The organism is Leptospira noumeaensis (assembly GCF_004770765.1).
Taxonomy (GTDB): domain Bacteria; phylum Spirochaetota; class Leptospiria; order Leptospirales; family Leptospiraceae; genus Leptospira_A; species Leptospira_A noumeaensis.
Genome location: NZ_RQFK01000011.1, coordinates 316,744 through 341,624, shown reverse-complemented (window position 1 = coordinate 341,624; position 24,881 = coordinate 316,744). Strand labels below are relative to the sequence as shown.

Here is a 24,881-nt window from a genome sequence, read left to right as displayed (position 1 = left end):
AGATTAATCAGAAAAATATTCATCCGCATGATAAGAAGACCGAACGAGTGGACCTGAGGCTATGGTTTTGAATCCAATCTTGTAAGCTGTTTCTTTCCAATAATCGAAAACTTCAGGTTTCACAAATTCTTGCACCGGATAATGAGTAGGGCCTGGTTGGAGGTATTGTCCAATGGTGAGCATCCGAACTCCATGGGCAAAAAGATCATCTAAACATTGTTTTACGTCTTCTTCCTTTTCTCCCAGTCCTAAAATCAAACCACTTTTCGTTAGAAATCCATGATTGGATATATGTGAAAGAACTGATAACGAGCGTTTGTAGTTCTTTTGTGGAGTGATTGTAGGGAACAGACGTTCTACGGTTTCTATGTTATGGTTGATGATATTAGGTTTTGCATCATAAAGAATTTTTAAAGATTCTTCTTTGGCTTTGAAATCGGGGATTAAAACTTCAATGGAACAAGTCGGAAGATAGGATTTAATTTTTGTGATGGTTTCAGCAAAATGAGCCGCACCCCCATCTTTTAAATCGTCACGATTGACTGCAGTTAATACTACATGGCGAAGGCCGAGTTCGGCTACAGACCTTGCCACTCGTTCCGGTTCCTCTAAGTCGAGTGGTTTTGGTTTTCCAAAAGCCACATCACAGTACTGACATCGTCTTGTGCAGATATCTCCCGAAAGCATATAGGTGGCGGTGCGACGGTTCCAACAATGGTTCAGGTTCGGACAACTGGCAGATTCACAAACGGTATGTAATTTTTTGGATTCTACCTCTTCTCTTACTTTGGAGAGGGCATCACCTTCTGTAGGAAAACTCACTCGCACTTTCATCCACTCTGGGTGCACCGCTCGGGGGCTGATATTTTTAGAGCGAGGTTTCTTTTTTAGTGGATTCATACCTTCTTTAGACTTTTTGAAATGAGGCCACTTTGTAAAATGGAAAATCATGAGGATCAACGCATTTCTTGCCAAATTAGGTCTCGGTTCCCGTCGAAAAGTGGAAGAATTGGTCCTCGCTGGCCGAATCAAAGTCAACGGAAGCACCATCACGGATCTTTCCTTTCAAGTCTCAGAATCTGATTCTGTTAGTTTTGATGGGAAACCTGTCCAAATGGAAGGGGAATCTCTCAAACGACCGAAAATCATTGCCTTCAACAAACCACCAGGTTACCTAACTTCCCACGAAGATAAGTTCCATGAGAACACCATCTTTTCACTCCTACCGGAAAGTTTCCAAAAATACAATTATGCTGGCCGTTTGGATTTGGATTCTCGTGGACTTTTACTTTTATCCATAGATGGAGACTTCATCCAAAAAGTCACACACCCACGGAACAAAATCGATAAAGAATACATCATCAGTTTGAAACAACCCGTTGCTTGGAAACCGATTGCCGATGAATTTATGTTAGGTGTAAGGGAAGGTGGAGAAACACTTAGAGCTCTTTCTGTAAAACCCGCCAATGTGGTTCCTGAAAAAACACCTCCAGGATTTACTAGTTATCTCAGTATCATTTTGAAAGAAGGCAAAAAACGCCAAATCCGTAGAATGTGTAAGGCCAAGGAAATGGTGGTTCTGGATCTCTATCGAATTCGGATCGGAAAGTTGGATTTACGAGATTTTGTTCTGGAAGAAGGGAAATACAAAGTTGTGACCGAAGAGCAGGTTCTTGGAAAACCGGCTTCTTAATTTAGTTGAAGAATCCAATCCAGTGTTAAAATTGTGAGGTTAGGGGATTTGTGTTTTTGAAATCAAAACCGTTTTTATTATATCCTGTGTTTCTTTTTGTTTTTATCTTTTTTGTAGATAAAATTTTTCTTTTGCCAGTCTTTCATGATGAATTTCTCCAGGCAGGTAATTCTGTTTTTTATTTTCAGAGAAAGGTTTTAGAAAAAAGGCTTTTGAATGATGCAGAAGCAACAGAAAAAAAACTGGCACTTGTATTTGGTGATTCGCGTTCTTATCCTTTTTCTGAATTAGGAATCCCCGATCCTTATAAAAAAAATTGGACTCTCTATAATTTCAGCAGCCCACAAGGAATTCCGATGAATTCCTATATCCAACTGAAAAAACTTTTGGATTTGGGAATCAAACCAGAGTTTGTCATTCTTTCACTCAGTCCAGAAGCCTTTGACGATCACAAAGGATTTATCCTTTCTCCTTTTCTACGGATGGGATGTGACAAAGATTGTTTGGACATTGTTTGGAAAGACATTCCATTAAAAGAAAAATGGACTTATATCTTAGATAAAGTTTTTACCATTCGAAGTGTAGAACTCAATCTATCTCTTTTTAGTTCGCGACTCAAAAGAGGGAAACTTAAAGAGTATAAATCTTCTCATAACCAAGAATTCCAACTCATCAACTATACCAAAGGTGAATATTTGATGTATGGAGTGCAGTCCAATCCAGTAGAAAAAATCAAAAAAGATACACTTCGGATTGGAAGTTTGTATATGAGTAGTTATACTTTGGGTGAATCACAAAAACCCTATGTGGAAGCCTTTTTAGAACTCACTCGAAAAAACAAAATCAAAACCTTAGTTCTTTGGCCAAAGGTATATGGTGATTATTATCAGTATTATGAAAAGTTTCATATAAAGGAAGTTTGGTGGGAGCCAATTGAATCTCTTTCCACTTCTTATGGTGCCAATACACTTAATTGGAACAAACCAGGAACTTGCGATTTATTTAATGATGCCTCGCATCAATCAGCATTTTGTTTTATTGACCAAATGAAAGATATTTGGGTAAATTACGCTGAAAGATAGATTTAGGAACATTCCTTATAAAATCAAAGCTCCTCTTCGAGTGAGTCGTCCCAAAAGATCCCTTCGGTTTGCGATTTGGAGTTTGATTAGTAGTAGTGTGGCCATTTGGTCAATTTTAGCCATAACCAATTTATCGGGGCATTCTCTCCTGATTGGTTCTTTTGGTGCCACTGCAGTTTTGCTTTTTGCAGTTCCCGATGCTCCACTTTCTCAACCGAGAAATTTAATTGGAGGTCATTTGATCTCTGCTACCATTGCAGTCATCCTTGTGGCCACACTTGGAACCAATTTTTTTACCATTGGATTTTCTGTAGGGTTATCGATTTTTGTGATGTATATGACTCACACCTTACACCCACCAGGTGGAGCCACTGCTATGACTGGAGTTCTTGGGGGAGTGGGAGTGGATTTTATTTTGTTCCCCGTTTTTATTGGGGTAATGATTTTACTAGTGAATGCGCTCGTAGTAAATAATTTTGTCCACCACCGAAAGTATCCGGTGGTGTGGTTTTAAGTTTTTACCAGTTTAGTTTTTTTGAATCTTCTACAAACTTTGCAAGTCCACTGTCAGTCAGTGGGTGTTTGAAAAGCATTTCAAATACAGAGTAAGGTAGAGTTACACAATCTGCCCCACGAAGAGCAACTTCTTTGAAGTGGATGGGGTGGCGAACCGATGCTGCAAGGATTTGTGTTTCGATTCCGTAGTTGTCATAAATGTCTCGGATCTCAGAGATCAGTTCCAATCCATCATATCCAATATCATCCAAACGTCCCACAAAAGGAGAGATAAAACTTGCACCCGCTTTGGCAGCAAGTAGAGCTTGGTTGGCAGTGAAACAAAGAGTTACGTTGGTTTGGATTCCTTGGTCAGAGAACGCTTTTACCGCTTTGATTCCTTCTGGAATGAGAGGTACTTTTACGACAACGTTTTCTGCAATTTTAGAAAGTTCTAAACCTTCTTTGATCATTGTGGGAGCATCGGTTGCAAGAACTTCAGCACTCACAGGTCCTTTCACGAAACTACAAATTTCTTTGATGACTTCCGTGAACTTACGACCGGACTTTGCAATGATAGAAGGGTTTGTGGTGATTCCGTCTAGGAGACCAAGTTCATGGACCTTTTTGATTTCGTCGATGTTGGCTGTGTCTAAAAATAAATTCATTTTGCCTCGTATGGATGGCTTGGATTGCCAAGCCTCACGAGACAGGGTAACTACGGGATTAAATCCCGCAAGGTTTTTGTTTCTTGAACACTGAAGAAATCGACATAATCCTTAGCGATCACCTCTTTTAAGTTGGCCGAAAAATAATCTATCCGACGAGTGTAAGGAGCTTTTTTGTATCCTTCTCTCCAAACCACGGCAAATCCACCGCGAGGAGGGTTCTCACGTCTTTCGACAAGTTCCCAAATGGCAGCGCCAGAAACTTTGTCATCCCCAATGGATTCCTTCCTGGGTTTTCCATATTTCTTTTCCATCTTCTCTTTGATTTTATCTGTTGGTACTAAGTTGAAAGTCACACCTACGGAGAATAGGATTCCATTTTCACGAAATTCGGTTTGTCCATCGATGGAAGGATCGGTTTCCGCAGTTCCTTCCCTTTTCGGGCGGACTTCTTTAAGTAATTCCGGAGTTTTATAAAAACGGTAAAGATAAAAGATTCCATTTCTTTTGATGAGAAGGCTTTCCTCTTTTTTTTCATTTAAGAGTTCGATCTTTTCCTTTGATTCCGGATTGGTAGCCATGGACAAAAATTTTTCGCGAATGGATTCAAAGGTCATTCCCCAAGAAGCTTCTGCAAATCCGTCCAAACTATTGGGCATTTCTGTTTGGGCACTAAGAAGTCCAGGGACTAGGAAAAGAAGGAAAACCAGATATTTCTTCATATGATTTCTATCGGTCAAAGTTTCGAAAAAGAGAACCTGTTTCTTACTTAAAATCATCTCGGAAAGGGTCGTCCCCCAAACCAAAATCATCGGTTTCTTCGGTGAATGGCCCTTCGTCTTCCTCTTCCCAACCATTCTCCTGTACTGAGCCCGAAGTCGCGGAAGGTGCTCCCCAATCATCCTCCGATTCATAGGAGTAGGAAGATTCACTTTCCTCAAAACTCATTCCAAAGATGGGTTCCCGGTTCCAAAGAAAAACGAGAACCGGAATTTGTACGAAGAGAAGTAACAAATAAAACAAAAAGAAAAGATCACGATCCAGGCCGTAATGTACGGCACCGGCCGCTAAATTTCCTAAGGCAAGACCTGAGAGTGTTGGTTTTACGAGAGCGAGGTATTTTTCACCACGATAAGCCTCTTTTAAAAACGGAAAGGAAAAGAATAGAGCCAAAAAGAAAATCGGCATATGGAAGATATGTTCGAAAGGCCCAGGCCCTTTTTCTCCGAGGACGGATCCAAGAAGGGACCAAAGCCAAACAAGAAGGGCACTTCCGAAAAAGGTCCCGCTCCCGTAGATTAAATTTCCCCCCGATTCCAAAACATCCAAACAAATGCGGAACACATCTCCACGAATGTCTGTTAGTTCTTCTCTGCGGTAATTGGTTTTTTTTGAAAAGAATAGTATCTTAACATAATAAACGAATACAGCTGTCACCAAACCAAAGAAGGTGAGAAATAGGAGGAAAAGAAAAAATTCCATTAGTGACGGAAATGCCTCATTCCAGTGAACACCATAATCAGACCATGTTCGTCTGCGGCTTGGATGACTTCTTCATCACGGATGGATCCACCTGGTTGGATGATGGCCTTTGCACCCACTTTGGCAATGGCATCAATTCCATCACGGAAAGGAAAAAACGCATCACTACCTACGTAAGACCCTACAACAGAAAGTCCCACTTTTTGCGCTTTCATCGCACCGAGTTCTACCGAATCCACTCGAGACATTTGTCCGGCTCCAATTCCAAGAGTTGAGTTTTGATCCGTATAAACAATGGCATTGGATTTGATAAACTTCACACAGTTCCAAGCAAACATCAATCCTTCTAAGTCATCAGCAGTTGGTTGTTTTTTCGAAACAATTTTGAGTTTGTCTTTTGTAATCAAATCGTAGTCACGATTTTGAATGAGAAGTCCGTGGTGGAGAGAACGTAAATCAAGTTCATCCAAGGCCTCATCAAATTTAGCAATAGGGATCAAACGAATGTTAGGTTTTTTCCCGAAAATCTCCAAAGCTTCCTCAGAAAAACTTTCAGCAATCACACCTTCTACAAAGTTCTTTGTGATTTCTTCCGCAGCATCTTTTTCCACACGGCCATGGATTCCAATGATTCCACCAAAAGCAGAAATAGGATCTGTTTTTCTTGCGAGTTCAAAGGATTCGAGGACGTTTTCTCCAAAAGCAATGCCACACGGGTTTAAGTGTTTGACTATGGAAACAGCATTTTTAGGAAGTAGGCTTGCTACGTGAAATGCGGCATCAAAATCCAACATATTATTGAAGGAGAGTTCTTTTCCTTGTAAGGCTTCAAACTGTGATTTGATAAAAAGCGGTTCATAAAATGCAGCGTCTTGGTGTGGGTTTTCACCGTATCTGAGCTTTTGTTTTTTATTAAAAGCAAAAGTGATTTTATCAGGGTATTTGATATCTAACTTTTTATTAAAGAAAGTAGAGATAGCAGAGTCATAAGAAGCAGTTTCCGAAAATACTTTGGCTGCGTACTGAAATGCAGTCTCTCGTGATACCTTTCCTTTGTTTGCCGTAAACTCTGATTGGAAAGACTCGTAGTCTTTTGGATCTGTGAGAACCACTACGTTTTTATGATTTTTTGCCGCCGAACGGAGCATAGACGGCCCACCGATATCAATGTTTTCGATTGCATCTTCTAGGGTTACATCTGGTTTCATCACCGTTTTGACAAAAGGATAAAGGTTCACAATCACAAGGGTGATGGGAACAATTCCATTACTTTCCATTTGTTTTACATGGTCAGGGTTTGTTGTGTCACCAAGGAGTCCGCCATGGATTTTTGGATGAAGGGTTTTCACTCGGCCATGTAGGATCTCTGGAAAACCAGTAAACTCATCTACCTTTTTCACAGGAATTCCTGCTTTGGAGAGGGCATCATAGGTTCCGCCAGTGGAAAGAATTTCCACTCCGTTTTTGGCGAGGAAGGAACAGATCTCTGTAATTCCGGCTTTATCGGATACGGATACGAGTGCTCGTTTGATTTCGATCATTTTAGGATTTCTACCTTTCGTTCTTTGATTTTTAATTTATCTTCACAAAACAGTTGTATAGCGAGCGGAAGGATTTTGTGTTCTTCCGCAAGGATTGCAAGGGATAGTTCTTTTTCAGTCCATTCGGGGGCAATGGCAATCGCTTTTTGCAATATGATGGGACCTGTGTCCACACCTTCCTCCACAAAATGAACCGTACACCCTGCAACCTTCACCCCATAGTCCAGAGCTTGTTTTTGGGAATCGAGTCCGGGGAAGGCGGGAAGGAGGCTTGGGTGGACATTGATGATTTTGTTTTTAAACAGGCGGACAAATTCTGGTTTTAAGATTCTCATGTACCCGCAAGCCACAACCAGGTCTGGTTCCAAACCTTCCACAATTTGGAGTAAATCTCTGTGGTAATCGGCCTTTTGGGAATAGGTAGCGTAAGGAATGACCTTTGTAGGGATTCCAAAGGATTTGGCAATGCCTAGGGCCTTAGCTTCCGGGTTGTCTGTCACAAGGGCTACCAGGTCGATCTTTAGCTTTTTTTTACGAATGTACTCGACGGAAGCGGTAAAATTGGACCCTCTTCCCGAGGCCAAAAAAACTACACGTTTTATTTTTCCCATGTGATATTCTAAGAATATTCACTTGGGTCATTAAGCAAGTATCCTTTTTGGTCGATGGGAATACTCAGGAGAAAAAAATGTCGCTTGCGAGAAAAACTGGTGCCTCTGCTTACAATGAATACAAAGCCAATGAGATATCTACCGTTAGCCAAATCAAACTGATTGTGATGCTCTTTGACGGAGCCATCCGCTTTTTAGGTGTGGCAAAAGACAATATGACTCCCCGAAAGTATGACGTTGTGAACAACAATATCATCAAAACCCAAGACATCATCACAGAACTCTTACTTTCTCTCAATATGGAAGAGGGGAAAGAAGTCGCAAACAATCTATTGTCCTTATACGTTTATTTGAAGAAAAGATTGTTAGAAGCGAATATGCTGAAAGACAAAAAGATCATTGAAGAATGTATCAAAATCCTCATCGAATTAAAAATCTCTTGGGAAGAGCTGGAAAAAAAAGACAGTCCCAATCCAAATACGGCACCCGGCGCAAGGCCTACGGGAATTTCCATCACTGGTTAAAGATTCAATTTATGATTTCCGCAAAACATTCAACCTTTCAGCTCTTACAAAAAAAGATCCAATACTTGGATTCACTCATCTCCAATTTAAAAAGAGAAGAAGAACTACTTTCTTATCGTGATGCCGATTCCGCCGTTAAAATCGAATTCAAAAATGAAATCATTGTTCGAAAGTTGGAAGCAGTAGATAGGGAAATTTGGGAAAGAGGGGAAAAGGAAGTCCATTCTGCGGAAGAAATTTCTATTTCTGAATCTGTATTTTCAAAGTTGGATGAAGCAAGAAATCTCCAAAAGAAAGTCCAAGAATTACTTGTTTTCGAAATGAATGAGAGTAAAAAAGAATATTGGGAATTCAGCATCAAACGTCGATTGAAATCACATTTGATCCAGTCTTCTGGCCTCTCATGGACAAAAAATTACTGTTAAATGATTCCCTCCACTTTTTAGGTCTTGGCCCTGGGTTTACCGAATCGGAACTCAAAGAATCCTATCATAAACTTGCTAAAAAATACCATCCCGATTCCGGAGAGTTTACCAGTGATGTGATGTTTGTGGAACTAAACAAACATTATGAATCCCTAAAAGACCATCTCCTCATCCATCCGGAAGAAGAACCCTTCTCACCAAGCGGTCGTGAGGATATAAATTATGGGGATAAAAATAAGCCGCCTATTAAACCATCCAAAGATCCTGTTTTTCACGAATACAAATTGGCTAAAGAAAAAGAAACAGAAGCAATCTTAAGTTATTACGAAAAACGAAACCTACATCCCATTGAACTTTCGGGAAGTTTGAACAAAGAACTTGTGCAATTGCGTAAAGACTTAGAACCAGTCCTTCAAGTATATGCGGAAATTATAAAAAACCATTCTACTAGTCTTTGGGCAAAAGATGCCAAAGACTCTTTAGAACGCCTTCGTGTTTGGTTGCGTTAATACAAAATCCTTACCAAAAGAAAAAGCCGAGATAAACCCGGCTTTTCTAAAAAAAATCTTTTTGTCACGAATCATCCGAGTGTCCGGATGATCCTTGTAAAAAGAATGATGTAAGTTTAATAGTTTAAGGTGTTGGTGCCGCTGCTTCCCCGCCTAAAAGTCCCAGGGATATTTCAGGTATCCAACTGATGAGCATGAGTCCAATCAGGAAGAGTCCCACAATAGGAGCTACCGATTGGATGACCTTACCTAACGGTTGTTTGAAGATACCAGATGCCACAAATAAGTTCACACCCACTGGCGGCGTTAAGTAACCAATTTCTAAGTTCACAATCATAATGATTCCGAAGTGAACGGGATTGATTCCATAGTTGACTGCCATTGGCGCAAGTAGTGGAGCCAGTACAAGAATGGCACTCATAATATCCATAAACATTCCCACGATGAGTAACAAAACGTTCACACCAATGAGGAAGGTCACCGGGCTTGAAATGAGTTCAGACATGGTCGCTACGAGATTTTGAGGAATTTCGTTTTCGATCATGAACTTGTTCAAACTAACGGCAAGGATTAAGATCAGGAATAGAATTCCGAGCATCTCAGCACTTTCTGCCATGATTTTGGGAATCTTAGGAAAACTAAGTTCTTTGTGGATGAATACTTCTACGAGGATCGCATAAAATACCGCAATGGCCGCTGATTCTGTAGCAGTAAAAAAACCAGAGTAGATTCCCCCGAGAATGACCACTGGCATAAGAAGGGCAAGCACACCTTCTTTCCAAGCGGTGCGGATTTCTGCCCAGTCCCATTTTCCACGTCCTACATTTCCTGCGCGAAACACGGAGTAGATCATAAGAAGAGACATGAGTAAAATTCCAGGACCAATCCCTGCGATGAAAAGATCGGTAACAGAAACTCCCACCATAATCGCATAAACGATCATTGGAATGCTCGGCGGGATGATGATTCCAAGAGTTCCCCCAGAGGCAAGAAGGCCCATGGAAAACTGAGTTGGGTATCCTGCTTTGGTAAGGGAAGGATACATGAGACCACCAATGGCAATGAGAGTCACCGGTGAGGATCCAGAAATGGCAGCAAAGATCCCGCAAGAAAATACCCCTGCGATTGCTAGGCCGGCAGGAATGGGTGCTGTCATGGCTTGGGCAATCCGAATGAGTCGTCTTGCAATACTTCCATGAGTCATCAAATTTCCTGCAATGATGAAAAGAGGAATCGCAAGTAGGATTTCTTTATCACCGGCAAAAAACAAATCCCCTATGATGCTATTGAGTTCTTGAAAAGACTCAAGCGGAGGGTCTGGTAAAAAATAATAACAATACACAGTGATGGCACCCATCAGTACGATGAGTGGTTGTCTGAGTAAAATTAAAGCAAGTAAGAGTAGGAGTATTCCCCAAGAACCCATTAGTGATTCCCCCGTGAATTAGATTCGGAAAGTTCTTTTTCCGCAAGTTCCAAAGCTTCTGTAGCTTCATTGATATCGGAAGGAATGAGTGCTGGAAAAATTCCGTAACACAAATGTCTGAAACCCATAGAGATAAAGATGTAAGGAAAAATAACTTGTACTTTCCATAAGTGAATTTCCGTTACAGGATTCACTTCATCTAAGGTGATACTTTCTAGAACATAAATGACAGATAGGTATGCTAGGAATAAAAAGAAAAAAGAAATTACCCACTGTTCGATTACCTTAACATAAGGTAAAAGTTTTTTTGGTAATACTTTGTCTGCAATTTCTGGACGTAAGTGGGAACCTTTTGCACTTGCAAGTGCTGATCCAAAAAGACCACCCCATAACATAAAATAGAGGGAGAGTTTTTGTGCCCAAATGATTCCACCAAGGCCAAGCCACTCAATAAATCCAGAAGATCCACTGTGAATGGATTCTGCAATGTAGACACTCCAGTCCCCAACAAAACCAGCAACGCCGGTATTTGGATAGGCTTCTGTGGTTTCAAGGATCCAATTAAAAACTTTATCGACTACCTCTCGTTTGGAAACGTCAGCAATCATGAGAAGAGTGAGCAGAAGGAAACAAATTCCCCCCGCCCATTTCTCGCCGAAACTCAAAGTATTTAGAATTCGTTCGACGAATTTCATGTATCTATATCCTTCCTTAACTTATGGGCCGCAAGCTGCTTTGGCTTTTTGGATTTTGTCGTAGATCGATTTGGATTGACCGCCGATTTTTCCAACCACTTGGCCTGAAACGGCACCGGCTGCAGACTTAAACCCTGCTAAATCAGATTTAGAAGGTTCGTAAACAACTACATCAGCTTTTTTTAATGTAGCAATCATGTTCTTTTCGATAGAACGAACCGCTTGTCTAGCACCTGGAGCGAGTTTATTTCCTTCACCCATAAGTGTTTTCTTTTGCTCATCATTTAATGTGTCCCAAAACTTTTTGGAATAAAGGATGGCTGCAGGTTGGTAAATATGGCGAGTCAAAGTGAAGTATTTGATCGCAGTTTGCCATTCTGCTGCCAAAGTGAAAAGAGGAGTGTTATCAAATCCTTCTACCACACCTGTTTGGAGGGACGGAAGAACTTCTGGAATCGCGATAGGAATTCCACTCACACCTAATTGTTTCCAATAAGCAATATGAACAGGAGATTCTTGGATTCTGATTTTAACACCTTTAAGATCTTCTGGTGTTTTGACAGGAGCGGATTTGGTTCCAATGGAACGGTATCCATTTTCTGCCCAAGTCACAAAAATGAGTCCTTTGGCTTCAAATAATTTACGAAAGTCTTCTTGTAAATGGTCATCTAAAACACAGTCCGCTTGTGCGTAAGAATCAAATAGATAAGGAATCTCGAGTACGTTTAATTCCTTTACAGTGTTCGCGAGAGCACCTGCGGTAAGACCAGCACCTTGTAGTTTCCCACGGATGACCTGTTGGAGGATTTCGTTTTCTCCACCCATCTGTCCACCAGGGTAAATTTTAAACTTAATTTGGCCTTGGGATTCTGATTCAATTTTCTTTTTGATTTTAGCAAGTTCATTCGCCCACGGAGATCCTTCCGGTGCTACAGTTGCCAACTTAACGGTTGTTTGGGCAAATAAACCCCCACTGATCGTGAGGGCCAAACTTACACAAACTAAATACTTTAATTGTTTTAAAAACATCTAGTTCTCCTAGTTAATGTCTATAGTTCGTCGAGTAATTTCTTAGCTTTACGTTGTTCTACGATTTGATCCGCTTCGATTTCAGGAAGGGATGCAGCTTTTCCTTTCAAAACATATTCCAATTGTTTTTTGAATTTGTCTTCGTTTCCTTTTAAGCTACTTTCTGCATACAAAACTCGAACCGCAAAGTAGTTAGGGTGTTTTGCAATTGCTTCTTCAAAAAGTTTTGCTGCGAGCTTTTTATCTCCCGTTGGAGAAAGAGCGTTACTTGCTGCATCATATCTGAGTGTTGCAGAGTAGAAATATTCTTTACCCATGGATTTTTCGATTTCTTTGACTCGGTTCACCATTGCAGAAAAATTAGAACGGTTTGCAAGTAATGTGGTAAATCCTACCAAACGAGACCATTTAGCAAGGGATGCGTATCTCCAGTAGAGAGCATCAATGTCTTGTGGGCCAAGAACATCTAAAGATTTTTCAATCGCTAGTTTTTCTTTGACTACCTTGTCTCTAAATTTTGGATTTAATGCAAGAGCAGCTTCACACCAAGTCACAGCAGCATCATAAAATTGGATGGATTCCTCTTTTACTTTTTCGTCTGCATCGGCGTCACCTGTAAGTTTTAACCAAAGATGTCCGTCACTTAATAGGTAGTTTCCTCGGCAGAGCAAAACTTTTACGTCAGCATATTGAGGGTTCTCAATAGCAAATTTCTCTAAACCAACAAGTGCTTGTCTGAGGTCTTGTTCGTTTTGTCTGTTTTTCCAGAGTTTTTCAATGTCAGCAGGTAGTTTTGCTGGGGTAGTGGCTCTCTCTACATTCGAGTCAGAGATTTTGACAGATCTTGATTTTCCACAAGCAACAACAGAAACTAAAACTAGTCCTGCCATTGCGATTTTTGACCAATGTTTTGTTTGGTACATTTTGTATCATCCTCCAAAAGATAACAGGGAATACTCCCTTTCTATTTGTATCCTCAAGTTCGTTCCTTGGGGCTACTTTTTTAGAAAAATTCTAAAAAAGTACAAAGAAATCCCATGATTCCGGAAAAAAATACACGCATTTGACTTAAATGCAAGAAAGTTTTATTTTAAGGGACAATAAGAGTGTTCGAGGGGATGGAAACCCGAAAGGTGCTAGTGCTATCCTGCAAGTTGACGGCGAGGCCGAGAGTTCTCATCGAAATGTAAGTTCCTGGGATGAGGGTGGTAAAAATCCGGCAGGAGACCCCTGCTGTGTTAGGATTGGTCGAAGGGTCGACTTCGAAAGTGTATTCAATGGGTTGTACGATGGCTGCTTGGGCTAGAAAACATTCCGCTCCTAAATTCAGATCCGTGGGGTTTTGGGCCAAGGCTTCTGTCGCTCCCGAGTAAATTCGATAACCTTGGAAGATGAATTCTGGGTTTTGTGCCCGAACTTTTAGGATAAAATTGGAATTCCCGTTGTTGACGATCGAAATCAGGGTGGGTGGGGCCTGAACAGAGGCTGTTGTGGAATAATTGGTACAACGGAATGTGGAGAAAATCGCCAATCCGGTAAAGCAGAGTCGGAATAAAAAATGACCAGCGTTCATTTTTCCCCTCTTTTTTCTCGGTTTTTCCTCCGCCACCAGTAGAAGGCAACCACTAAGATGGCAACCGCCACTAGGCTTAAGATGATGGTTTGGCCATTACGAACCCAACCCATAAGTTCATCAAAATTATGGGCCCCGTAATATCCTAAATAGACCCAAATGGGTACGGAAATGAGAGCGGCAAATCCATCGGTAAGAACGAAACGAATGAAACTGATTTGTTTGGAAGTTCCTGCGGTAAAGAAGATAGGCATCCTGAGACCAGGCATAAACCTTCCGAAAAAGACCACCCAACGACCATATTTTTTAAACTGTTCCCGAACCTTTTCAAACCGTTCTGGATGGAGAACCGATCTTAAAACAGGAAGGGTAAGGGCCTTTTCGCCGTAATAACTTCCGAGCCAAAATACAAAACTATCTCCGAGAAGAACCCCGGCCATCCCCACAAAAAACATGATGTGTACATTTGCATAACCGAGACCGGCAATCACTCCACCAGCAGTGAGAGAGATATCTTCAGGGACAGGAAGACCAAATCCACAGAGGATTAGAATTCCAAAAACGGCAAAATAACCGTATTGCATAAAAATGGAAACTAGAGTTTGTAGAAAGTCCATGAGGGATTTATACTGATTTTATGGTTTCGTTCAAAAAGGAAAGAGATTTATGAAGAAAGGGAGAAACGAGCTCCTTGCCAGTGAAGAAAAAAACCTTGCTCCTTATGCAGTAAGCAGTCGAAATCCGGGGGAACGAGAGTATGAGGAACCGGAACATCCATACCGCCTTCCTTTTCAAAGAGATAGAGATCGTATCATCCATTCGCATGCATTCAAAAGGTTAGACTACAAAACTCAAGTTTTTGTTTATTCAGAAGGAGATCATTTTCGAAATCGTCTCACCCATACTTTAGAAGTTGCAGGGATTTCTAAAACCATATCGAAGGTGCTTGGACTGAATGAAGACTTGAGTGAGACCATTGCCCTTGCTCATGATTTGGGCCACTCTCCTTTTGGTCATGCAGGCCAAGAAGCTCTTTCTGAACTGATGCGAGGACGGGGTGGTTTCGAACACAATAAACAGTCGTTACGTGTGGTTCAAAAGTTAGAAAGACGGTATCCTGAATTTCCAGGTCTCAATCTTTGTGGTGAAACTCTTCTCGGAATTATGAAACATGGTGGAGATTATGAGAAATCGGATTTACTTGATGTTAGACGAGGTCTTGGCCCTTCACTCGAAGCAATGGTAGTCGATAGTTCGGATGAAATTACTTATAGTGCTCATGATTTGGAAGATGGATTAGAAAGTGGACTTCTGGAACTCTCTGACGTGAAACAATTAAAAGTTTGGAAACGAATGGAAGAAACACTTCCCAAATCCATATTTTCTGATAAAGATTCGATTTCGAGATCACTGGGAAGGGTCATTCTTAACTTAATGGTTTCTGATTTGATCGATAGTATCGATTCCAATTTAACAAAGTATTCGGTGACGACCAGAGAAGATGTTGCGTTGGCCTTCCAGAATCAAAAAAAAATAGTGCAGTTCTCGGAAGGATTCCAAGACGAATTTACAGAACTCAAATCCTTTTTGTTTGGAAAACTATACCGTCATCCAGAAGTTTCGCGAATGAGTGAAAGAGGAAAAGAAACCATATTTTTACTTTTTAAACATTTTGAATCCCATCCGGAATCCATTCCAGAATCCTATCGTAAACGGGAAGAGGAGGAAGGTCGGATGCGAGTTATTTGTGATTACATTGCTGGTATGACAGACCGTTATGCGATAGAAAAATTAAAAAGAGAAGGAATCTTTTGGTTTCCTTATTAATTGAAAATAGAATCAAAAAGTTCAGTTTTAGAAAGTTCGGAGTTTCCGTATATGTATAAGTTATTTTCCCATCCTCGTTCGCCTTATAGTATGCGAGTGCATATTTATTTGCGATATAGAAACATACCTTATGAAACGGTGACTGTCGCATTGGACAAATTGGAAAATAGGAAAAGACCATATTTACAAATCAATCCTTATGGAAAGGTTCCTACATTTCAAGATGGTGACTTTGTTTTGGCAGAATCAGTGGCTATCATCCGTTATTTGGAAGAAAAACATGGCTTTCCAAATCCATTTTTTTCTGAAGACCTCCAATCAAGGGCAATTCTAAACCAAGACATCAACCGTTGTGAGTCCGAATTTTGTTTTCCAGGAAGTGTTGTCTATTTCGCTAAAAAATTTCTGCCAGAAGAAAAATGGGACGAGAAACGAATGAAAGACTCGGCCAAAAGGATGGGAAGGCATTTGGATATTTTGGAAGGGATTTTGGAATCAAATGATTACCTGCATGAAAACCAATTTGGTTTTTTAGAAGTTTTATATGCTCCTTTTATCAAAAATATTCCAATGATGGATATAAAGATTCCGTTGTCAGTTGAGAATTGGACTAAACGTGTGTTGACGAATGGATGTGTAAAAGAGGTTTTAGGAGAATAGAAAATTAACAGGGTAAATTTTTTACGAATTAGGTTTGGTTCGGATTTTCTTTAGAAGTCGGAATTTCATTCCTTTAGAAATTGATTTTGCAGGGAATGGGAGAGGGTTTTCCAGTTTTTGGCCCAGTCCGTAGATCCTTGCGGCCCCACTAGATTCGTTACTGCTAAATAAGCCGTCACCGTTACGGAAAATTTTGCGGCCACCTTCGCGATTCCAAATAGTTCCAAGTTTTCCACTTCTAAACTCTCCCAAGAGGATTCTGGTGGGTTCTTTATTTCGGCCAAAGTGATGGTTGTGGGCGCATTACAATTTGCCGTTTGGAATGATTTGTCTGGAACCAGCTCATAAAACTCTGGGTTTCCTTGGATTTGTTTGGAAAGTTTAAGTGCGTGGCTTAATTCTTTCGTATAGATAAAGTTTGGTGAGACAATTTCCCCAATAGAAATCCCTGTCCATTCGTAGGCCCCACAAGATCCAAAAAAAATAATATTTTGAATCTCTTGATTCTGAGAAAGGAATTGGGATAAATTGATCGCTGCTTCTAAATTTCCAATTCCCATTACTTCTAGATGGGGAAATTTTCCAGAAGCACGAAGGATTCCGACTTCTCCCTCAAATGCTCCTGTGATGAGTGTTTGGTTGCGATTAAAGGGTAACAAGTCCTTCAGTTTCCGGATATCCGTACATCAAATTCAAATTCTGTAAGGCTTGTCCTGCCGCCCCTTTGACAAGGTTGTCTAACGCTGAAACAATTACCAAAGTATTCCCTTTGATTCGGAATCCAAGATCCAAAAAGTTTGTATTCTGAACCTTTCGAATCTCAATTTCTTCTGGAGTTTGGTAGAGCCGAACAAAAGGTTCTTTCTCTGCAGCTGATTGAAATTTTTCTTTTATTTGTTCCGCACTAATTCCTTTGGGGAAGGAAAGATAGATTGTTGCAAGGATCCCTCGATAGATCGGGAGTAGATGGGGTGTGAAGTGGATTTCTTTTTCTTCCGTTCCCACAAAACCATATTCTTCCATTTCTGGTTCGTGTTGGTGTGTGAGAATTTTATAAGCTCGAAAATTTTCATATACATTGGTATAAGCAAATTTGATTTCTTCCGTTCTACCACCAGCACCACTGACACCTGATTTGGCATCCACGATGACTGGGCCTTGGATTTCTTTTCTAAGGTTTCCGAGAAGGGCTACCGGAAGAATGGCAGAGGTCGCATAACAACCTGGATTCGAAACAAACTGAGCATTCTTTAATTTTTCTCTGAAAAGTTCAGGAAGTCCATATACAACTTGATCCATCATTCCGAATTCAGAATGCGAAAACTGATATGCCTTTTCGAATTTCTCTTTGTTGTGGAGTCGGAAGGTTCCTGAAAGGTCAATGACCTTTCTACCTTCCTTTAAGAACTGCGGTGCCTTTTCCAAAGAAACTTCATTCGGAGTGGCAAGGACAATGCCTGCCTCTTTCGGAACAGGGGCATCGTGTTTTTGAAACTTTAGATCAGGTAAATGGCTGAGATCAGGGAATACTTCGCGAATGTGTTTTCCATCCACTTGGTTGGAAGTGACATGTACGAGTTCAAAATTTGGATGGTGGGCGAGAAGTTTTGTCAGTTCTTTTCCCGTAAGGCCACCAGCACCTATGATTGCCAATTTCGTTTGTTTCATATTAGGAACCAAGGTCAAGATTTTGGGACTAGTTCGTGCTGTCAAACGGCTCTTTTTAGAATTGCAGAATGAAAAAGAACCTTTATGATTTAGAACTATATGATAGAAGTGAAAGCCCTTGTTTTTAGGATCTTTTTTTTGCTGGTTTTCTTTAGTTTTGGATTTGGTTGCCAATCCAAAACTCCTGACTACGAAAGTATCGCCATAACGATCACGAATGAAGCCAAAACCAATTTGATACATAAACTGAATTCGAAAATTGCTGAGGGTGGGACAGAACAAGCGGTTCCATTTTGTAAACTGAATGCCATTGGATTTACGAATGGATTAGGTCAAAAACATGGAGTCTCTCTTCGCCGTATCACAAATAAACCGCGGAACCAATCAAATTTACTCTCCGCAAATGAGGAAAAAATTTTTTTAGAAGTAGAAAAATTAAAAACTTATGAGGGTGTATTTCCAAACAAATCCATCACGTCGGATGATTCTGTAATAGTTTACATTCCCATTCCTGTGATGGGATTCTGTCTCCAATGCCATGGAAATTCAAATGAGATTCAAAAATCAACGAAACAAATTCTTAACCAAGAATATCCAAACGACAAAGCCATTGGTTACAAAGTTGGGGAACTAAGAGGACTATTTTCGGTGAAGTTTCCTAGATAAATTCCCGAATTCTTAGAAATGATGAATCCAATAACATTTATTGCAGGCAAACGAGAGTTATGTGAATTGGTGCTGGAGTCTGGTTTACATGGGTTTCTAGTTTGGGATACCTCTGTTGGCATTGTGTATCCTAGTCCTGTTGCTTGTAAGTCAATGGGAATGACAGAAGAACAATCGTTTCCTGCGGAATGTATTCTTCCGAGTTCGGGGATTCGTCTGGAAGCGGCACTTGGATCAAAAGATTCTATCATCGGTCGTATTTGTTTTGATCCGAGTAATAGTGCCGGGTTCCCTTTCCGAATGTATCTCAAGGAATTTACGGAATCTGGAAAACAGTTTATACTCATTGTTTTGGATTCCAGTATGGAGTTCTCAAACAATACAAACCCACATATCCTACAATCTACAGAACTTTCCCGGGATTTATTTTCCTCGGCGTTTCGAAGTTCAAGTATCGGAATGAAAATTGAGAATCCTCATGGCGAAGTGATTGAAGTGAATCCTACTTTTTGCCAATGGCTTGGGTATTCTGCAGAAGAATTAAAAACAAAATCTATTTCGGAGATCACTCATCCTGAAGATTTGAAAGTAGAGCTTTCTTATTTAGAAAAACTAAATCGTGGATCTATCCAGAGTTTTCAAATCAAAAAACGTTATGTAACAAAAGATGGTCATTTGATTTGGGCCGTACTCAGTAAGTCCATCATTCGAGACCATTCAGGAAACCCAATTTATTATCTTTCTCAAATTTTAGATATTTCTGACTCACTTCAAGCTGAGATGGAATTACAAAATTTATCGAGGCTTTTGGATCAAGTAGCTGGTTTAGCCAAAATCGGTGGTTGGGATTTGGATTTAAAAACCAATAAGGCAAACTGGACCAATGTATCAAAAAGAATTCATGAAGTAGAAGATGATTATATCCCTAGTGTCAGTGGTGGAATTAGTTTTTATCATTCAGAAGAGAGCCAAAGAAAGATTTCCAATGCCGTTGATTTACTTTTAAAAGAAGGTAAAGAATACGATTTAGAATTGGAAATGGTGACAGCAAAAGGAAACCAAACTTGGGTGCGAGTCATTGGTCGGGCAGAATACGAAGATGGAAAAATCGTAAAAATTTACGGAACCATCCAAGATATCAATGAAAGTAAAAAATGGGAAACAGCTCTTGCCTCACAAACGGCAATTTTATGGTCGTTTGTGGAACATGCACCGGCAGCTGTTGCTATGTTAGACCAAGAGATGCGTTATGTGGCACTCAGTCAACGTTGGATTGAGGATTATAAAATCCCTTTTTCGAAAGAAGAAGTCATAGGAAAAGGTCATTATGAAATTTTCCCTAATATTGGTTCGGAATGGAAAAAGATTCATTCTCGGGGTTTAAGTGGGGAAATATTAAAAAGAGATGAAGACGTTTGGCGGCCACCTGGTTGGGAAAAAGATCAAGTTTTACAATGGGAAATTCGTCCTTGGAAAAAGTTAGGTGGTGGTATTGGTGGAATTCTTATGTTTACTCGTGACATCACAGAAGCCTATGAAACCAAATTAGAATTAAAATATGCCAAAGAATTTGCTGAAAAAGCATACAGTGCGAAGTCAGAATTTTTAGCCAATATGAGTCATGAGATCAGAACTCCATTAAACGGAATCATTGGATACTCGGATTTACTGGCAGAGACGTTGGAGAATTCTTCTTATAATGAATATGCACAAATTGTAAAACAATCAGCACATGCACTTCTTAATATTGTAAATGATATTTTAGACTTTTCCAAAGCAGAAGCAGGTAAACTACAACTTGCAGAAGAATCATACGATCTTAAAAAAATAGTGATGGAAGCCATAAAAATTATGAATATCCAAGCCATCATTAAAGGTTTGGATATTCATTTTCATATCGATGAAAATATTCCAACACTACTGATGTTTGACTCCAATCGTTTGCGTCAGGTAATATTGAATTTGATCGGGAATGCCATCAAGTTTACGGAATCAGGTTTGGTGGAATGTAATGTCACACGTTTGGATTTGGCAGATCCGAAGAAAGTAAGTATAAGAATTTCCATCAAAGATACGGGGATCGGCATTGCAAAAGAAAGCCAAGAAAAAATTTTTGATTCCTTTACTCAGGAAGATTTTTCCACCACACGGAAGTTCGGTGGAACGGGCTTGGGTTTAACCATTTGTAAACAACTTCTAACCCTTATGAAGTCCAAATTGCAATTAAAAAGTGAGTTGAACCAAGGAAGTGAATTTTATTTTGATATCCAACTTAGAATCCCAGAATTTGATCCTATATTGAATCCAATGGAATCTGAAACTAAATCCCTGGAAGAGGAAATGAACCTTCGCGCCAAGACCGTCCAGTCCTCCAAAATTTTAGTTGTAGAAGACAATCCTGTGAACCTCGGACTGATGAAAAATTTCATCAAACGAATTTTACCCGAGGTAAAAATTCTGGAAGCCCAAAATGGAGAAGAGGCCATTTCCGTTTTCCAATCGGAACCACCGACATTGATTCTTATGGACATCCAAATGCCTGTGATGAATGGATATGATGCTACAAAAGAAATTAGAAAACTTGAATCAGGAAAAACTTTACCTATTATTGCTGTGACAGCCGGGATCATTGCTGGAGAAAAAGAAAAATGTTTGGGGATTGGAATGAATGATTATATCAGCAAACCAGTCCAAAAAGAAAATTTAAAACAAATACTTTTGAAATGGTTATAACCTTAAACATTTGAGGATCAAACTGGAGGAGGCCGCCGAGGCGAATGGATTAAGCCAAATCAGCGATGCTCCTTTGCAAACAGGTAGTTTCCTGTATATTTGTGGATCAATGGAAATTCCATTCGATTTATTTCTTATCTCTGAAAGAATTCCTCGTTAAATTGATATATTAGATCGTAATTTTATTCTTGGTTTTGTTTGTAATCAGATTGTTTTGGAAAAAGAAAACTGATACCAATTAAAAAATAGCAAGAAAATTACACATGGTCAGTTCGATAAGGATTCGTTTGCTTTGGTATAGTGTTCCGGTTTTAGCTGGGATTTGATGATGAGTAGGGTGGTGGCAATCACTCCTGCATCATCAGTAAACCCTAACCCCAAAATTACATCAGGGATTGCATCTATGGGTGATATAAAATAAACTAAAGCGAGGGCAATCGATGTTTTGGCGGTGAGGGATGTAGTTTCATCCATCAAACAATAATACATGGCGATAACATCTTTTAGGAAGGGGATTTTTTTGCCCGTCTCTTTGATTTTTTTCCAAAAGTTGGATTTGATAAATTGGAGTTTTTGATTCTCATCCATAGATTCAATATTTTATATGACTCGCTGACTAGAAGCAAGGAATATATAGAATTTTTTTTAAGATATGAGAGAGCAAGATGTTCTTTTGGTTTCAATAAGAATCAAGGTCTTGGAAAACAATTATGAAATCCAACACCTCAATTCATTTTTTTAGTGAGTCATTATTTTTTATTTTTAGAATCTTGTTTTGGTTTTCTTTTTAGCATTTCCTCTGCTTTTGAAAAATCGATTGTTGGATATTTTGCTGAGAGTTCTGTCGTACATTCTTTGAATCCAAGATCAGAAACATCTAATTTCCCATCCAGATAACTGAGTGTTCCTGCAAAAATAGGAACCTTCGCACCTTCAGTGGATAGGTTCCAACTTTTTTTATCAGCTAACTTAACAGTTCTAATTTTTCCTCCAGTTGTACGAATTTGTGCTTCATAGAGAGCATAAACTGTGTTAATGCCAGTAAATAAAAAACATCCGGTAAGAATGTTCGGGTTGTCTTTGTTTCCTGCACCTAAATCAAGGGAGTGGCCGGAGATTTCACTATTGATTAGATCAAAATTTTCTAAAGTTACATTGTAGATGGTTTCTGTTCCCGCATTAAAGTTTGCTTTAATAAAGTAAATTGCTTTATCATTTGGAATTTGTGGGGTTATTTCTTTTTTGGGATCAACAATGTTTAAACTGGTACAGTTGATTAGGCCTAGACCAACAACGCTTAAGATAACTAATGTTAAAATTTTTTTCATTTAAAACCTTCTTTTATTTCTTTATTTAGCAGTGTTATAGGTGGCAGTCAAATCAAATATCATTCAAATTGTATCTTCTGATTCGAGTTATATAATGGAGTTATTTCTGCGAGAGGGATACGGCGGGCGAAGGTCCGAAGGACGGAAGCGAACGCGCACCCCAGAGTAGCCCGGGCCCCCATCAAAGGGAAAAATTCCAATGGTACAAAAGCTAAATCTTTGTTCTGAAAGAAATTGGGGGGCCTCGCCGAGAATTTAGAAAAATAGAGGAGAAAAATAATTTTCTTAAGAAGGTCATTCAAAGAATGTGGTGAGGTAGAAATTATATTTTTTGCAAATTACAACGATTGAGGTAGATCATGTCCCGTCCCTTCAAAGTATTAGGAATCCAACAAGTTGCCATTGGTGGTGAGTCGAAAGAAAAGTTATCCAAGTTTTGGGTGGATGTTATGGGACTTACCAAAGTTTCTGATTACAAAAGTGAAAAAGAAAATGTGGATGAGGACATTTTGTCCATGGGGAACGGGCCTTTTAAGGTTGAAATTGACCTTATGCAACCGATTGATCCAAACAAAAGTCCCAAAGTACACGATCCAAAATTAAACCATATTGGTCTATGGATTGATAAATTGGAAGAGTGTGTAGAATATCTCACCAAACAAGGTGTTCGGTTTACCCCTGGGGGGATTCGAAAAGGAGCAGCGGGATATAATGTTTGTTTCATTCACCCAAAAGGAAATGAGGAATTTCCCCTTTGTAGTGAAGGTGTGCTTGTGGAACTAGTCCAAGCACCAGAGGATGTGATTAAAGCTCTAGGTTAATTGATTTAAATAAAGGTAACCAATCGGTTGTTTGCCGGTGGTTGCCTTTGCCAAACAGTTCAATGTTTGACAAAAGGGTTTGATTGCCTGCAGAAATTTTCTGCGAAAGAATTTCTTATTTTGTTTGGTTTTTGTGAGTCAAACGCCAATACAAATAAGCCACTAAAGCCAAACTGGTTGTGATGATGAATTGTGTTAGGTGGACGACAGTAGCATAAACAAGTCCTTCCCCAGGATCACGTCCCACAATGATAAATCCAGAAATGATTGCCGCATGGAAAACACCGATTCCTGACGGAGCAGAAGGGATCGCAACACCCATCCCTCCAAGAAACATAAATAATAAAGCTTCTGGAAAAAGAATCGGCATACCTATCAGTAACCCGGCAAGGTAGTAGGATATCGCATAACCAAAGATCCATGTGGGTATCGAGTAAAGGACTGGTTTCAGGAGTTTGTCACCTTTGAGAAATGAGGAAAATTCTACCAAATGGTGGTCTAACTTGTCTTCGTAAAGTTTATGTTTACCGATCAGGGCAAATCCTTTTTTTGCAATGCCTCTCAGAGTCTCTAAAAAATAACGAACTAACACGAGGCCCACAATCATTCCAGAAATGACAAGAGTGGATATTAGAAGTAGGTTTAAGTTTTTAGATTGTCCCAGGCCCATAAAAAAAAGAGCGGAGGCACCAATGATCACAACAGATCCAAGATCCATTACCTTTTCTAAAAAGATTCGACTGAAAAGATGAGTGAGTGGGAGTTCCGTATCTCGTTTGTTCATGATGAGGCGAACAAGGTCTCCGCCCCGAGCCGGGAGAACCATATTGAGTCCAACACCAATGATGGAGGTTGTGAAACTTTGCGAAAAACTAATCTTTTTTTCTAAAAGATGATACCAACGAATGGAAAACGGGACAAAGGCCCATAAGTTAGAAAGAAAAAGTAGTGGGAAAATCCACCAATTGATTTTTCCTTCCAAACGTTCGAATTCTTTGATATCGAAGTTCTTTGAAAGAAAATAAACTGCAATCCCTGAAACTAAAATTCCAAATATTAATTTTCTCATGTTTTCCTTTTTAACCCGGTGGCCAGTTCATATGACGACCACCTAATAGATGGAAGTGGATGTGGTGTACAGTTTGTCCGCCAAAATTCCCACAGTTATTGACGAGTCTATATCCCTTTTCTGCAATTCCATTTTGTTTGGCCAGATTAGGAATGATTTGAAAGATTTCTTTTAAGATTTCTGGATCCAAATCTCCAATTTCGTTCATACTGGGGATATGAACTTTGGGAATGATGAGGACATGGAAGGGTGCTTGGGGTGTGATATCATGAAACACTAAAATGTTTTCTGATTCGTATTCCTTTTTACTTGGAATTTCTCCACTGGCAATTTTACAGAAAAGACAATTTTCCATA

At 39.7% G+C, this 24,881-nt stretch carries 29 protein-coding genes; 11 read left to right on the top strand and 18 right to left on the bottom strand.

Annotated features, from left to right (window positions below; genetic code table 11):
• Nucleotides 1-3: 3 nt before the first annotated feature.
• On the bottom strand, nt 4-900 hold the full coding sequence (gene lipA, locus EHQ24_RS04775) for a lipoyl synthase (RefSeq protein WP_167483045.1): 897 nt from the start codon (nt 898-900) through the stop codon (nt 4-6).
• Nucleotides 901-949: 49 nt separating this feature from the next.
• Here lipA and EHQ24_RS04770 point away from each other — a divergent pair, with 49 nt between their 5' ends.
• Genes EHQ24_RS04770 through EHQ24_RS04760 form a run of 3 tightly spaced genes read left to right on the top strand, consistent with a single transcriptional unit; the run spans nt 950 to nt 3,289 of the window.
• Nucleotides 950-1,693, top strand: coding sequence for a pseudouridine synthase (locus tag EHQ24_RS04770; protein WP_135600528.1), 744 nt, complete (start codon nt 950-952; stop codon nt 1,691-1,693).
• Nucleotides 1,694-1,749: 56 nt separating this feature from the next.
• Entirely contained in the window at nt 1,750-2,775 is a 1,026-nt protein-coding gene (locus EHQ24_RS04765; RefSeq protein WP_135600527.1) for a DUF1574 domain-containing protein, read from the top strand.
• 40 nt (nt 2,776-2,815) lie between these two features.
• Entirely contained in the window at nt 2,816-3,289 is a 474-nt protein-coding gene (locus EHQ24_RS04760; RefSeq protein ID WP_244310298.1) for an HPP family protein, read from the top strand.
• A gap of 4 nt (nt 3,290-3,293) precedes the next feature.
• Here the strand turns inward: EHQ24_RS04760 and fsa are convergent, their stop codons facing one another.
• The 5 genes from fsa to purN are packed head-to-tail and all read right to left on the bottom strand — an operon-like array spanning nt 3,294 to nt 7,572.
• On the bottom strand, nt 3,294-3,938 hold the full coding sequence (fsa, locus tag EHQ24_RS04755; protein ID WP_100742700.1) for a fructose-6-phosphate aldolase: 645 nt from the start codon (nt 3,936-3,938) through the stop codon (nt 3,294-3,296).
• Nucleotides 3,939-3,988: 50 nt separating this feature from the next.
• Complete coding sequence (locus EHQ24_RS04750; protein ID WP_167483044.1) at nt 3,989-4,660, bottom strand: hypothetical protein; 672 nt, start codon at nt 4,658-4,660, stop codon at nt 3,989-3,991.
• Between the two features lie 43 nt (nt 4,661-4,703).
• Entirely contained in the window at nt 4,704-5,420 is a 717-nt protein-coding gene (locus tag EHQ24_RS04745; RefSeq protein ID WP_135600525.1) for a hypothetical protein, read from the bottom strand.
• Nucleotides 5,420-6,961: a bifunctional phosphoribosylaminoimidazolecarboxamide formyltransferase/IMP cyclohydrolase gene (purH, locus tag EHQ24_RS04740; RefSeq protein ID WP_135600524.1), complete on the bottom strand. Its 1,542-nt coding sequence runs from the start codon at nt 6,959-6,961 to the stop codon at nt 5,420-5,422. Before purH ends, EHQ24_RS04745 begins: the two co-directional genes overlap by 1 nt.
• Nucleotides 6,958-7,572, bottom strand: a complete 615-nt coding sequence (purN, locus tag EHQ24_RS04735) for a phosphoribosylglycinamide formyltransferase (RefSeq protein WP_135600523.1) — start codon at nt 7,570-7,572, stop codon at nt 6,958-6,960. The genes purH and purN overlap by 4 nt, the downstream gene beginning before the upstream one ends.
• Nucleotides 7,573-7,649: 77 nt before the next feature.
• On the opposite strand from purN, the gene fliS reads away from it, so the two are divergent.
• Genes fliS through EHQ24_RS04720 form a run of 3 tightly spaced genes read left to right on the top strand, consistent with a single transcriptional unit; the run spans nt 7,650 to nt 9,030 of the window.
• On the top strand, nt 7,650-8,096 hold the full coding sequence (gene fliS / locus EHQ24_RS04730; RefSeq protein ID WP_135600522.1) for a flagellar export chaperone FliS: 447 nt from the start codon (nt 7,650-7,652) through the stop codon (nt 8,094-8,096).
• Between the two features lie 11 nt (nt 8,097-8,107).
• Nucleotides 8,108-8,521, top strand: coding sequence for a thioredoxin domain-containing protein (locus EHQ24_RS04725; RefSeq protein ID WP_135600521.1), 414 nt, complete (start codon nt 8,108-8,110; stop codon nt 8,519-8,521).
• Nucleotides 8,500-9,030, top strand: a complete 531-nt coding sequence (locus tag EHQ24_RS04720) for a J domain-containing protein (RefSeq protein ID WP_135600520.1) — start codon at nt 8,500-8,502, stop codon at nt 9,028-9,030. Before EHQ24_RS04725 ends, EHQ24_RS04720 begins: the two co-directional genes overlap by 22 nt.
• A gap of 124 nt (nt 9,031-9,154) precedes the next feature.
• Here EHQ24_RS04720 and EHQ24_RS04715 read toward each other — a convergent pair whose 3' ends face one another.
• The 6 genes from EHQ24_RS04715 to EHQ24_RS04690 form a co-directional block, all read right to left on the bottom strand.
• On the bottom strand, nt 9,155-10,456 hold the full coding sequence (locus tag EHQ24_RS04715; protein ID WP_135600519.1) for a TRAP transporter large permease: 1,302 nt from the start codon (nt 10,454-10,456) through the stop codon (nt 9,155-9,157).
• Complete coding sequence (locus tag EHQ24_RS04710; RefSeq protein ID WP_135600518.1) at nt 10,456-11,151, bottom strand: TRAP transporter small permease; 696 nt, start codon at nt 11,149-11,151, stop codon at nt 10,456-10,458. The genes EHQ24_RS04715 and EHQ24_RS04710 overlap by 1 nt, the downstream gene beginning before the upstream one ends.
• 21 nt (nt 11,152-11,172) lie before the next feature.
• On the bottom strand, nt 11,173-12,180 hold the full coding sequence (gene dctP / locus EHQ24_RS04705) for a TRAP transporter substrate-binding protein DctP (protein WP_135600517.1): 1,008 nt from the start codon (nt 12,178-12,180) through the stop codon (nt 11,173-11,175).
• A 20-nt stretch (nt 12,181-12,200) separates the two neighbouring features.
• Entirely contained in the window at nt 12,201-13,103 is a 903-nt protein-coding gene (locus tag EHQ24_RS04700; RefSeq protein ID WP_135600516.1) for a TRAP transporter TatT component family protein, read from the bottom strand.
• Between the two features lie 167 nt (nt 13,104-13,270).
• Entirely contained in the window at nt 13,271-13,753 is a 483-nt protein-coding gene (locus EHQ24_RS04695) for an LIC11661 family lipoprotein (RefSeq protein WP_135600515.1), read from the bottom strand.
• Nucleotides 13,750-14,370 (bottom strand): DedA family protein, encoded by a 621-nt coding sequence (locus tag EHQ24_RS04690; protein WP_135600514.1) that lies wholly within the window; start codon nt 14,368-14,370, stop codon nt 13,750-13,752. The genes EHQ24_RS04695 and EHQ24_RS04690 overlap by 4 nt, the downstream gene beginning before the upstream one ends.
• Before the next feature lie 49 nt (nt 14,371-14,419).
• Here EHQ24_RS04690 and EHQ24_RS04685 point away from each other — a divergent pair, with 49 nt between their 5' ends.
• Nucleotides 14,420-15,580, top strand: coding sequence for a deoxyguanosinetriphosphate triphosphohydrolase (locus tag EHQ24_RS04685; protein WP_135600513.1), 1,161 nt, complete (start codon nt 14,420-14,422; stop codon nt 15,578-15,580).
• 51 nt (nt 15,581-15,631) lie between these two features.
• Entirely contained in the window at nt 15,632-16,240 is a 609-nt protein-coding gene (locus tag EHQ24_RS04680; RefSeq protein ID WP_135600512.1) for a glutathione S-transferase family protein, read from the top strand.
• 65 nt (nt 16,241-16,305) lie between these two features.
• On the opposite strand, the gene EHQ24_RS04675 is transcribed toward EHQ24_RS04680, so the two are convergent.
• Nucleotides 16,306-16,899: a phosphorylase gene (locus EHQ24_RS04675; protein ID WP_135600511.1), complete on the bottom strand. Its 594-nt coding sequence runs from the start codon at nt 16,897-16,899 to the stop codon at nt 16,306-16,308.
• Nucleotides 16,886-17,908, bottom strand: coding sequence for an N-acetyl-gamma-glutamyl-phosphate reductase (argC, locus tag EHQ24_RS04670; protein ID WP_135600510.1), 1,023 nt, complete (start codon nt 17,906-17,908; stop codon nt 16,886-16,888). Before argC ends, EHQ24_RS04675 begins: the two co-directional genes overlap by 14 nt.
• 99 nt (nt 17,909-18,007) lie before the next feature.
• Between argC and EHQ24_RS04665 the strand changes: the two genes are divergently transcribed.
• Nucleotides 18,008-18,574, top strand: coding sequence for a Tll0287-like domain-containing protein (locus EHQ24_RS04665; protein ID WP_208725700.1), 567 nt, complete (start codon nt 18,008-18,010; stop codon nt 18,572-18,574).
• Nucleotides 18,575-18,595: 21 nt separating this feature from the next.
• Nucleotides 18,596-21,307, top strand: a complete 2,712-nt coding sequence (locus tag EHQ24_RS04660; RefSeq protein ID WP_135600509.1) for a PAS domain S-box protein — start codon at nt 18,596-18,598, stop codon at nt 21,305-21,307.
• A gap of 267 nt (nt 21,308-21,574) precedes the next feature.
• On the opposite strand, the gene EHQ24_RS04655 is transcribed toward EHQ24_RS04660, so the two are convergent.
• Together EHQ24_RS04655 and EHQ24_RS04650 are read right to left on the bottom strand one after the other, a co-directional pair.
• A complete protein-coding gene (locus EHQ24_RS04655; protein ID WP_135600508.1) occupies nt 21,575-21,895 on the bottom strand; it encodes a YkvA family protein in 321 nt (106 codons plus the stop codon).
• Between the two features lie 161 nt (nt 21,896-22,056).
• Entirely contained in the window at nt 22,057-22,635 is a 579-nt protein-coding gene (locus tag EHQ24_RS04650) for a hypothetical protein (protein ID WP_135600507.1), read from the bottom strand.
• A gap of 359 nt (nt 22,636-22,994) precedes the next feature.
• Between EHQ24_RS04650 and EHQ24_RS04645 the strand changes: the two genes are divergently transcribed.
• A complete protein-coding gene (locus EHQ24_RS04645; RefSeq protein ID WP_135583822.1) occupies nt 22,995-23,456 on the top strand; it encodes a VOC family protein in 462 nt (153 codons plus the stop codon).
• 115 nt (nt 23,457-23,571) lie between these two features.
• Here EHQ24_RS04645 and EHQ24_RS04640 read toward each other — a convergent pair whose 3' ends face one another.
• Complete coding sequence (locus EHQ24_RS04640; protein WP_135600506.1) at nt 23,572-24,525, bottom strand: lysylphosphatidylglycerol synthase transmembrane domain-containing protein; 954 nt, start codon at nt 24,523-24,525, stop codon at nt 23,572-23,574.
• A 10-nt stretch (nt 24,526-24,535) separates the two neighbouring features.
• Nucleotides 24,536-24,880, bottom strand: a complete 345-nt coding sequence (locus tag EHQ24_RS04635; RefSeq protein WP_135600505.1) for a histidine triad nucleotide-binding protein — start codon at nt 24,878-24,880, stop codon at nt 24,536-24,538.
• Nucleotide 24,881: the final 1 nt, after the last annotated feature.

What these genes read in the sequence shown, in the direction of transcription:
- lipA (WP_167483045.1), bottom strand. Translation starts at nt 900, where the DNA reads ATGAATCCACTAAAAAAGAAACCTCGCTCTAAAAATATCAGCCCCCGA.
- EHQ24_RS04770 (WP_135600528.1), top strand. Translation starts at nt 950, where the DNA reads ATGAGGATCAACGCATTTCTTGCCAAATTAGGTCTCGGTTCCCGTCGA.
- fsa (WP_100742700.1), bottom strand. Translation starts at nt 3,938, where the DNA reads ATGAATTTATTTTTAGACACAGCCAACATCGACGAAATCAAAAAGGTC.
- EHQ24_RS04750 (WP_167483044.1), bottom strand. Translation starts at nt 4,660, where the DNA reads ATGAAGAAATATCTGGTTTTCCTTCTTTTCCTAGTCCCTGGACTTCTT.
- EHQ24_RS04745 (WP_135600525.1), bottom strand. Translation starts at nt 5,420, where the DNA reads ATGGAATTTTTTCTTTTCCTCCTATTTCTCACCTTCTTTGGTTTGGTG.
- purH (WP_135600524.1), bottom strand. Translation starts at nt 6,961, where the DNA reads ATGATCGAAATCAAACGAGCACTCGTATCCGTATCCGATAAAGCCGGA.
- purN (WP_135600523.1), bottom strand. Translation starts at nt 7,572, where the DNA reads ATGGGAAAAATAAAACGTGTAGTTTTTTTGGCCTCGGGAAGAGGGTCC.
- fliS (WP_135600522.1), top strand. Translation starts at nt 7,650, where the DNA reads ATGTCGCTTGCGAGAAAAACTGGTGCCTCTGCTTACAATGAATACAAA.
- EHQ24_RS04725 (WP_135600521.1), top strand. Translation starts at nt 8,108, where the DNA reads ATGATTTCCGCAAAACATTCAACCTTTCAGCTCTTACAAAAAAAGATC.
- EHQ24_RS04720 (WP_135600520.1), top strand. Translation starts at nt 8,500, where the DNA reads ATGGACAAAAAATTACTGTTAAATGATTCCCTCCACTTTTTAGGTCTT.
- EHQ24_RS04715 (WP_135600519.1), bottom strand. Translation starts at nt 10,456, where the DNA reads ATGGGTTCTTGGGGAATACTCCTACTCTTACTTGCTTTAATTTTACTC.
- EHQ24_RS04710 (WP_135600518.1), bottom strand. Translation starts at nt 11,151, where the DNA reads ATGAAATTCGTCGAACGAATTCTAAATACTTTGAGTTTCGGCGAGAAA.
- dctP (WP_135600517.1), bottom strand. Translation starts at nt 12,180, where the DNA reads ATGTTTTTAAAACAATTAAAGTATTTAGTTTGTGTAAGTTTGGCCCTC.
- EHQ24_RS04700 (WP_135600516.1), bottom strand. Translation starts at nt 13,103, where the DNA reads ATGTACCAAACAAAACATTGGTCAAAAATCGCAATGGCAGGACTAGTT.
- EHQ24_RS04695 (WP_135600515.1), bottom strand. Translation starts at nt 13,753, where the DNA reads ATGAACGCTGGTCATTTTTTATTCCGACTCTGCTTTACCGGATTGGCG.
- EHQ24_RS04690 (WP_135600514.1), bottom strand. Translation starts at nt 14,370, where the DNA reads ATGGACTTTCTACAAACTCTAGTTTCCATTTTTATGCAATACGGTTAT.
- EHQ24_RS04685 (WP_135600513.1), top strand. Translation starts at nt 14,420, where the DNA reads ATGAAGAAAGGGAGAAACGAGCTCCTTGCCAGTGAAGAAAAAAACCTT.
- EHQ24_RS04680 (WP_135600512.1), top strand. Translation starts at nt 15,632, where the DNA reads ATGTATAAGTTATTTTCCCATCCTCGTTCGCCTTATAGTATGCGAGTG.
- argC (WP_135600510.1), bottom strand. Translation starts at nt 17,908, where the DNA reads ATGAAACAAACGAAATTGGCAATCATAGGTGCTGGTGGCCTTACGGGA.
- EHQ24_RS04665 (WP_208725700.1), top strand. Translation starts at nt 18,008, where the DNA reads ATGATAGAAGTGAAAGCCCTTGTTTTTAGGATCTTTTTTTTGCTGGTT.
- EHQ24_RS04660 (WP_135600509.1), top strand. Translation starts at nt 18,596, where the DNA reads ATGAATCCAATAACATTTATTGCAGGCAAACGAGAGTTATGTGAATTG.
- EHQ24_RS04655 (WP_135600508.1), bottom strand. Translation starts at nt 21,895, where the DNA reads ATGGATGAGAATCAAAAACTCCAATTTATCAAATCCAACTTTTGGAAA.
- EHQ24_RS04650 (WP_135600507.1), bottom strand. Translation starts at nt 22,635, where the DNA reads ATGAAAAAAATTTTAACATTAGTTATCTTAAGCGTTGTTGGTCTAGGC.
- EHQ24_RS04645 (WP_135583822.1), top strand. Translation starts at nt 22,995, where the DNA reads ATGTCCCGTCCCTTCAAAGTATTAGGAATCCAACAAGTTGCCATTGGT.
- EHQ24_RS04640 (WP_135600506.1), bottom strand. Translation starts at nt 24,525, where the DNA reads ATGAGAAAATTAATATTTGGAATTTTAGTTTCAGGGATTGCAGTTTAT.
- EHQ24_RS04635 (WP_135600505.1), bottom strand. Translation starts at nt 24,880, where the DNA reads ATGGAAAATTGTCTTTTCTGTAAAATTGCCAGTGGAGAAATTCCAAGT.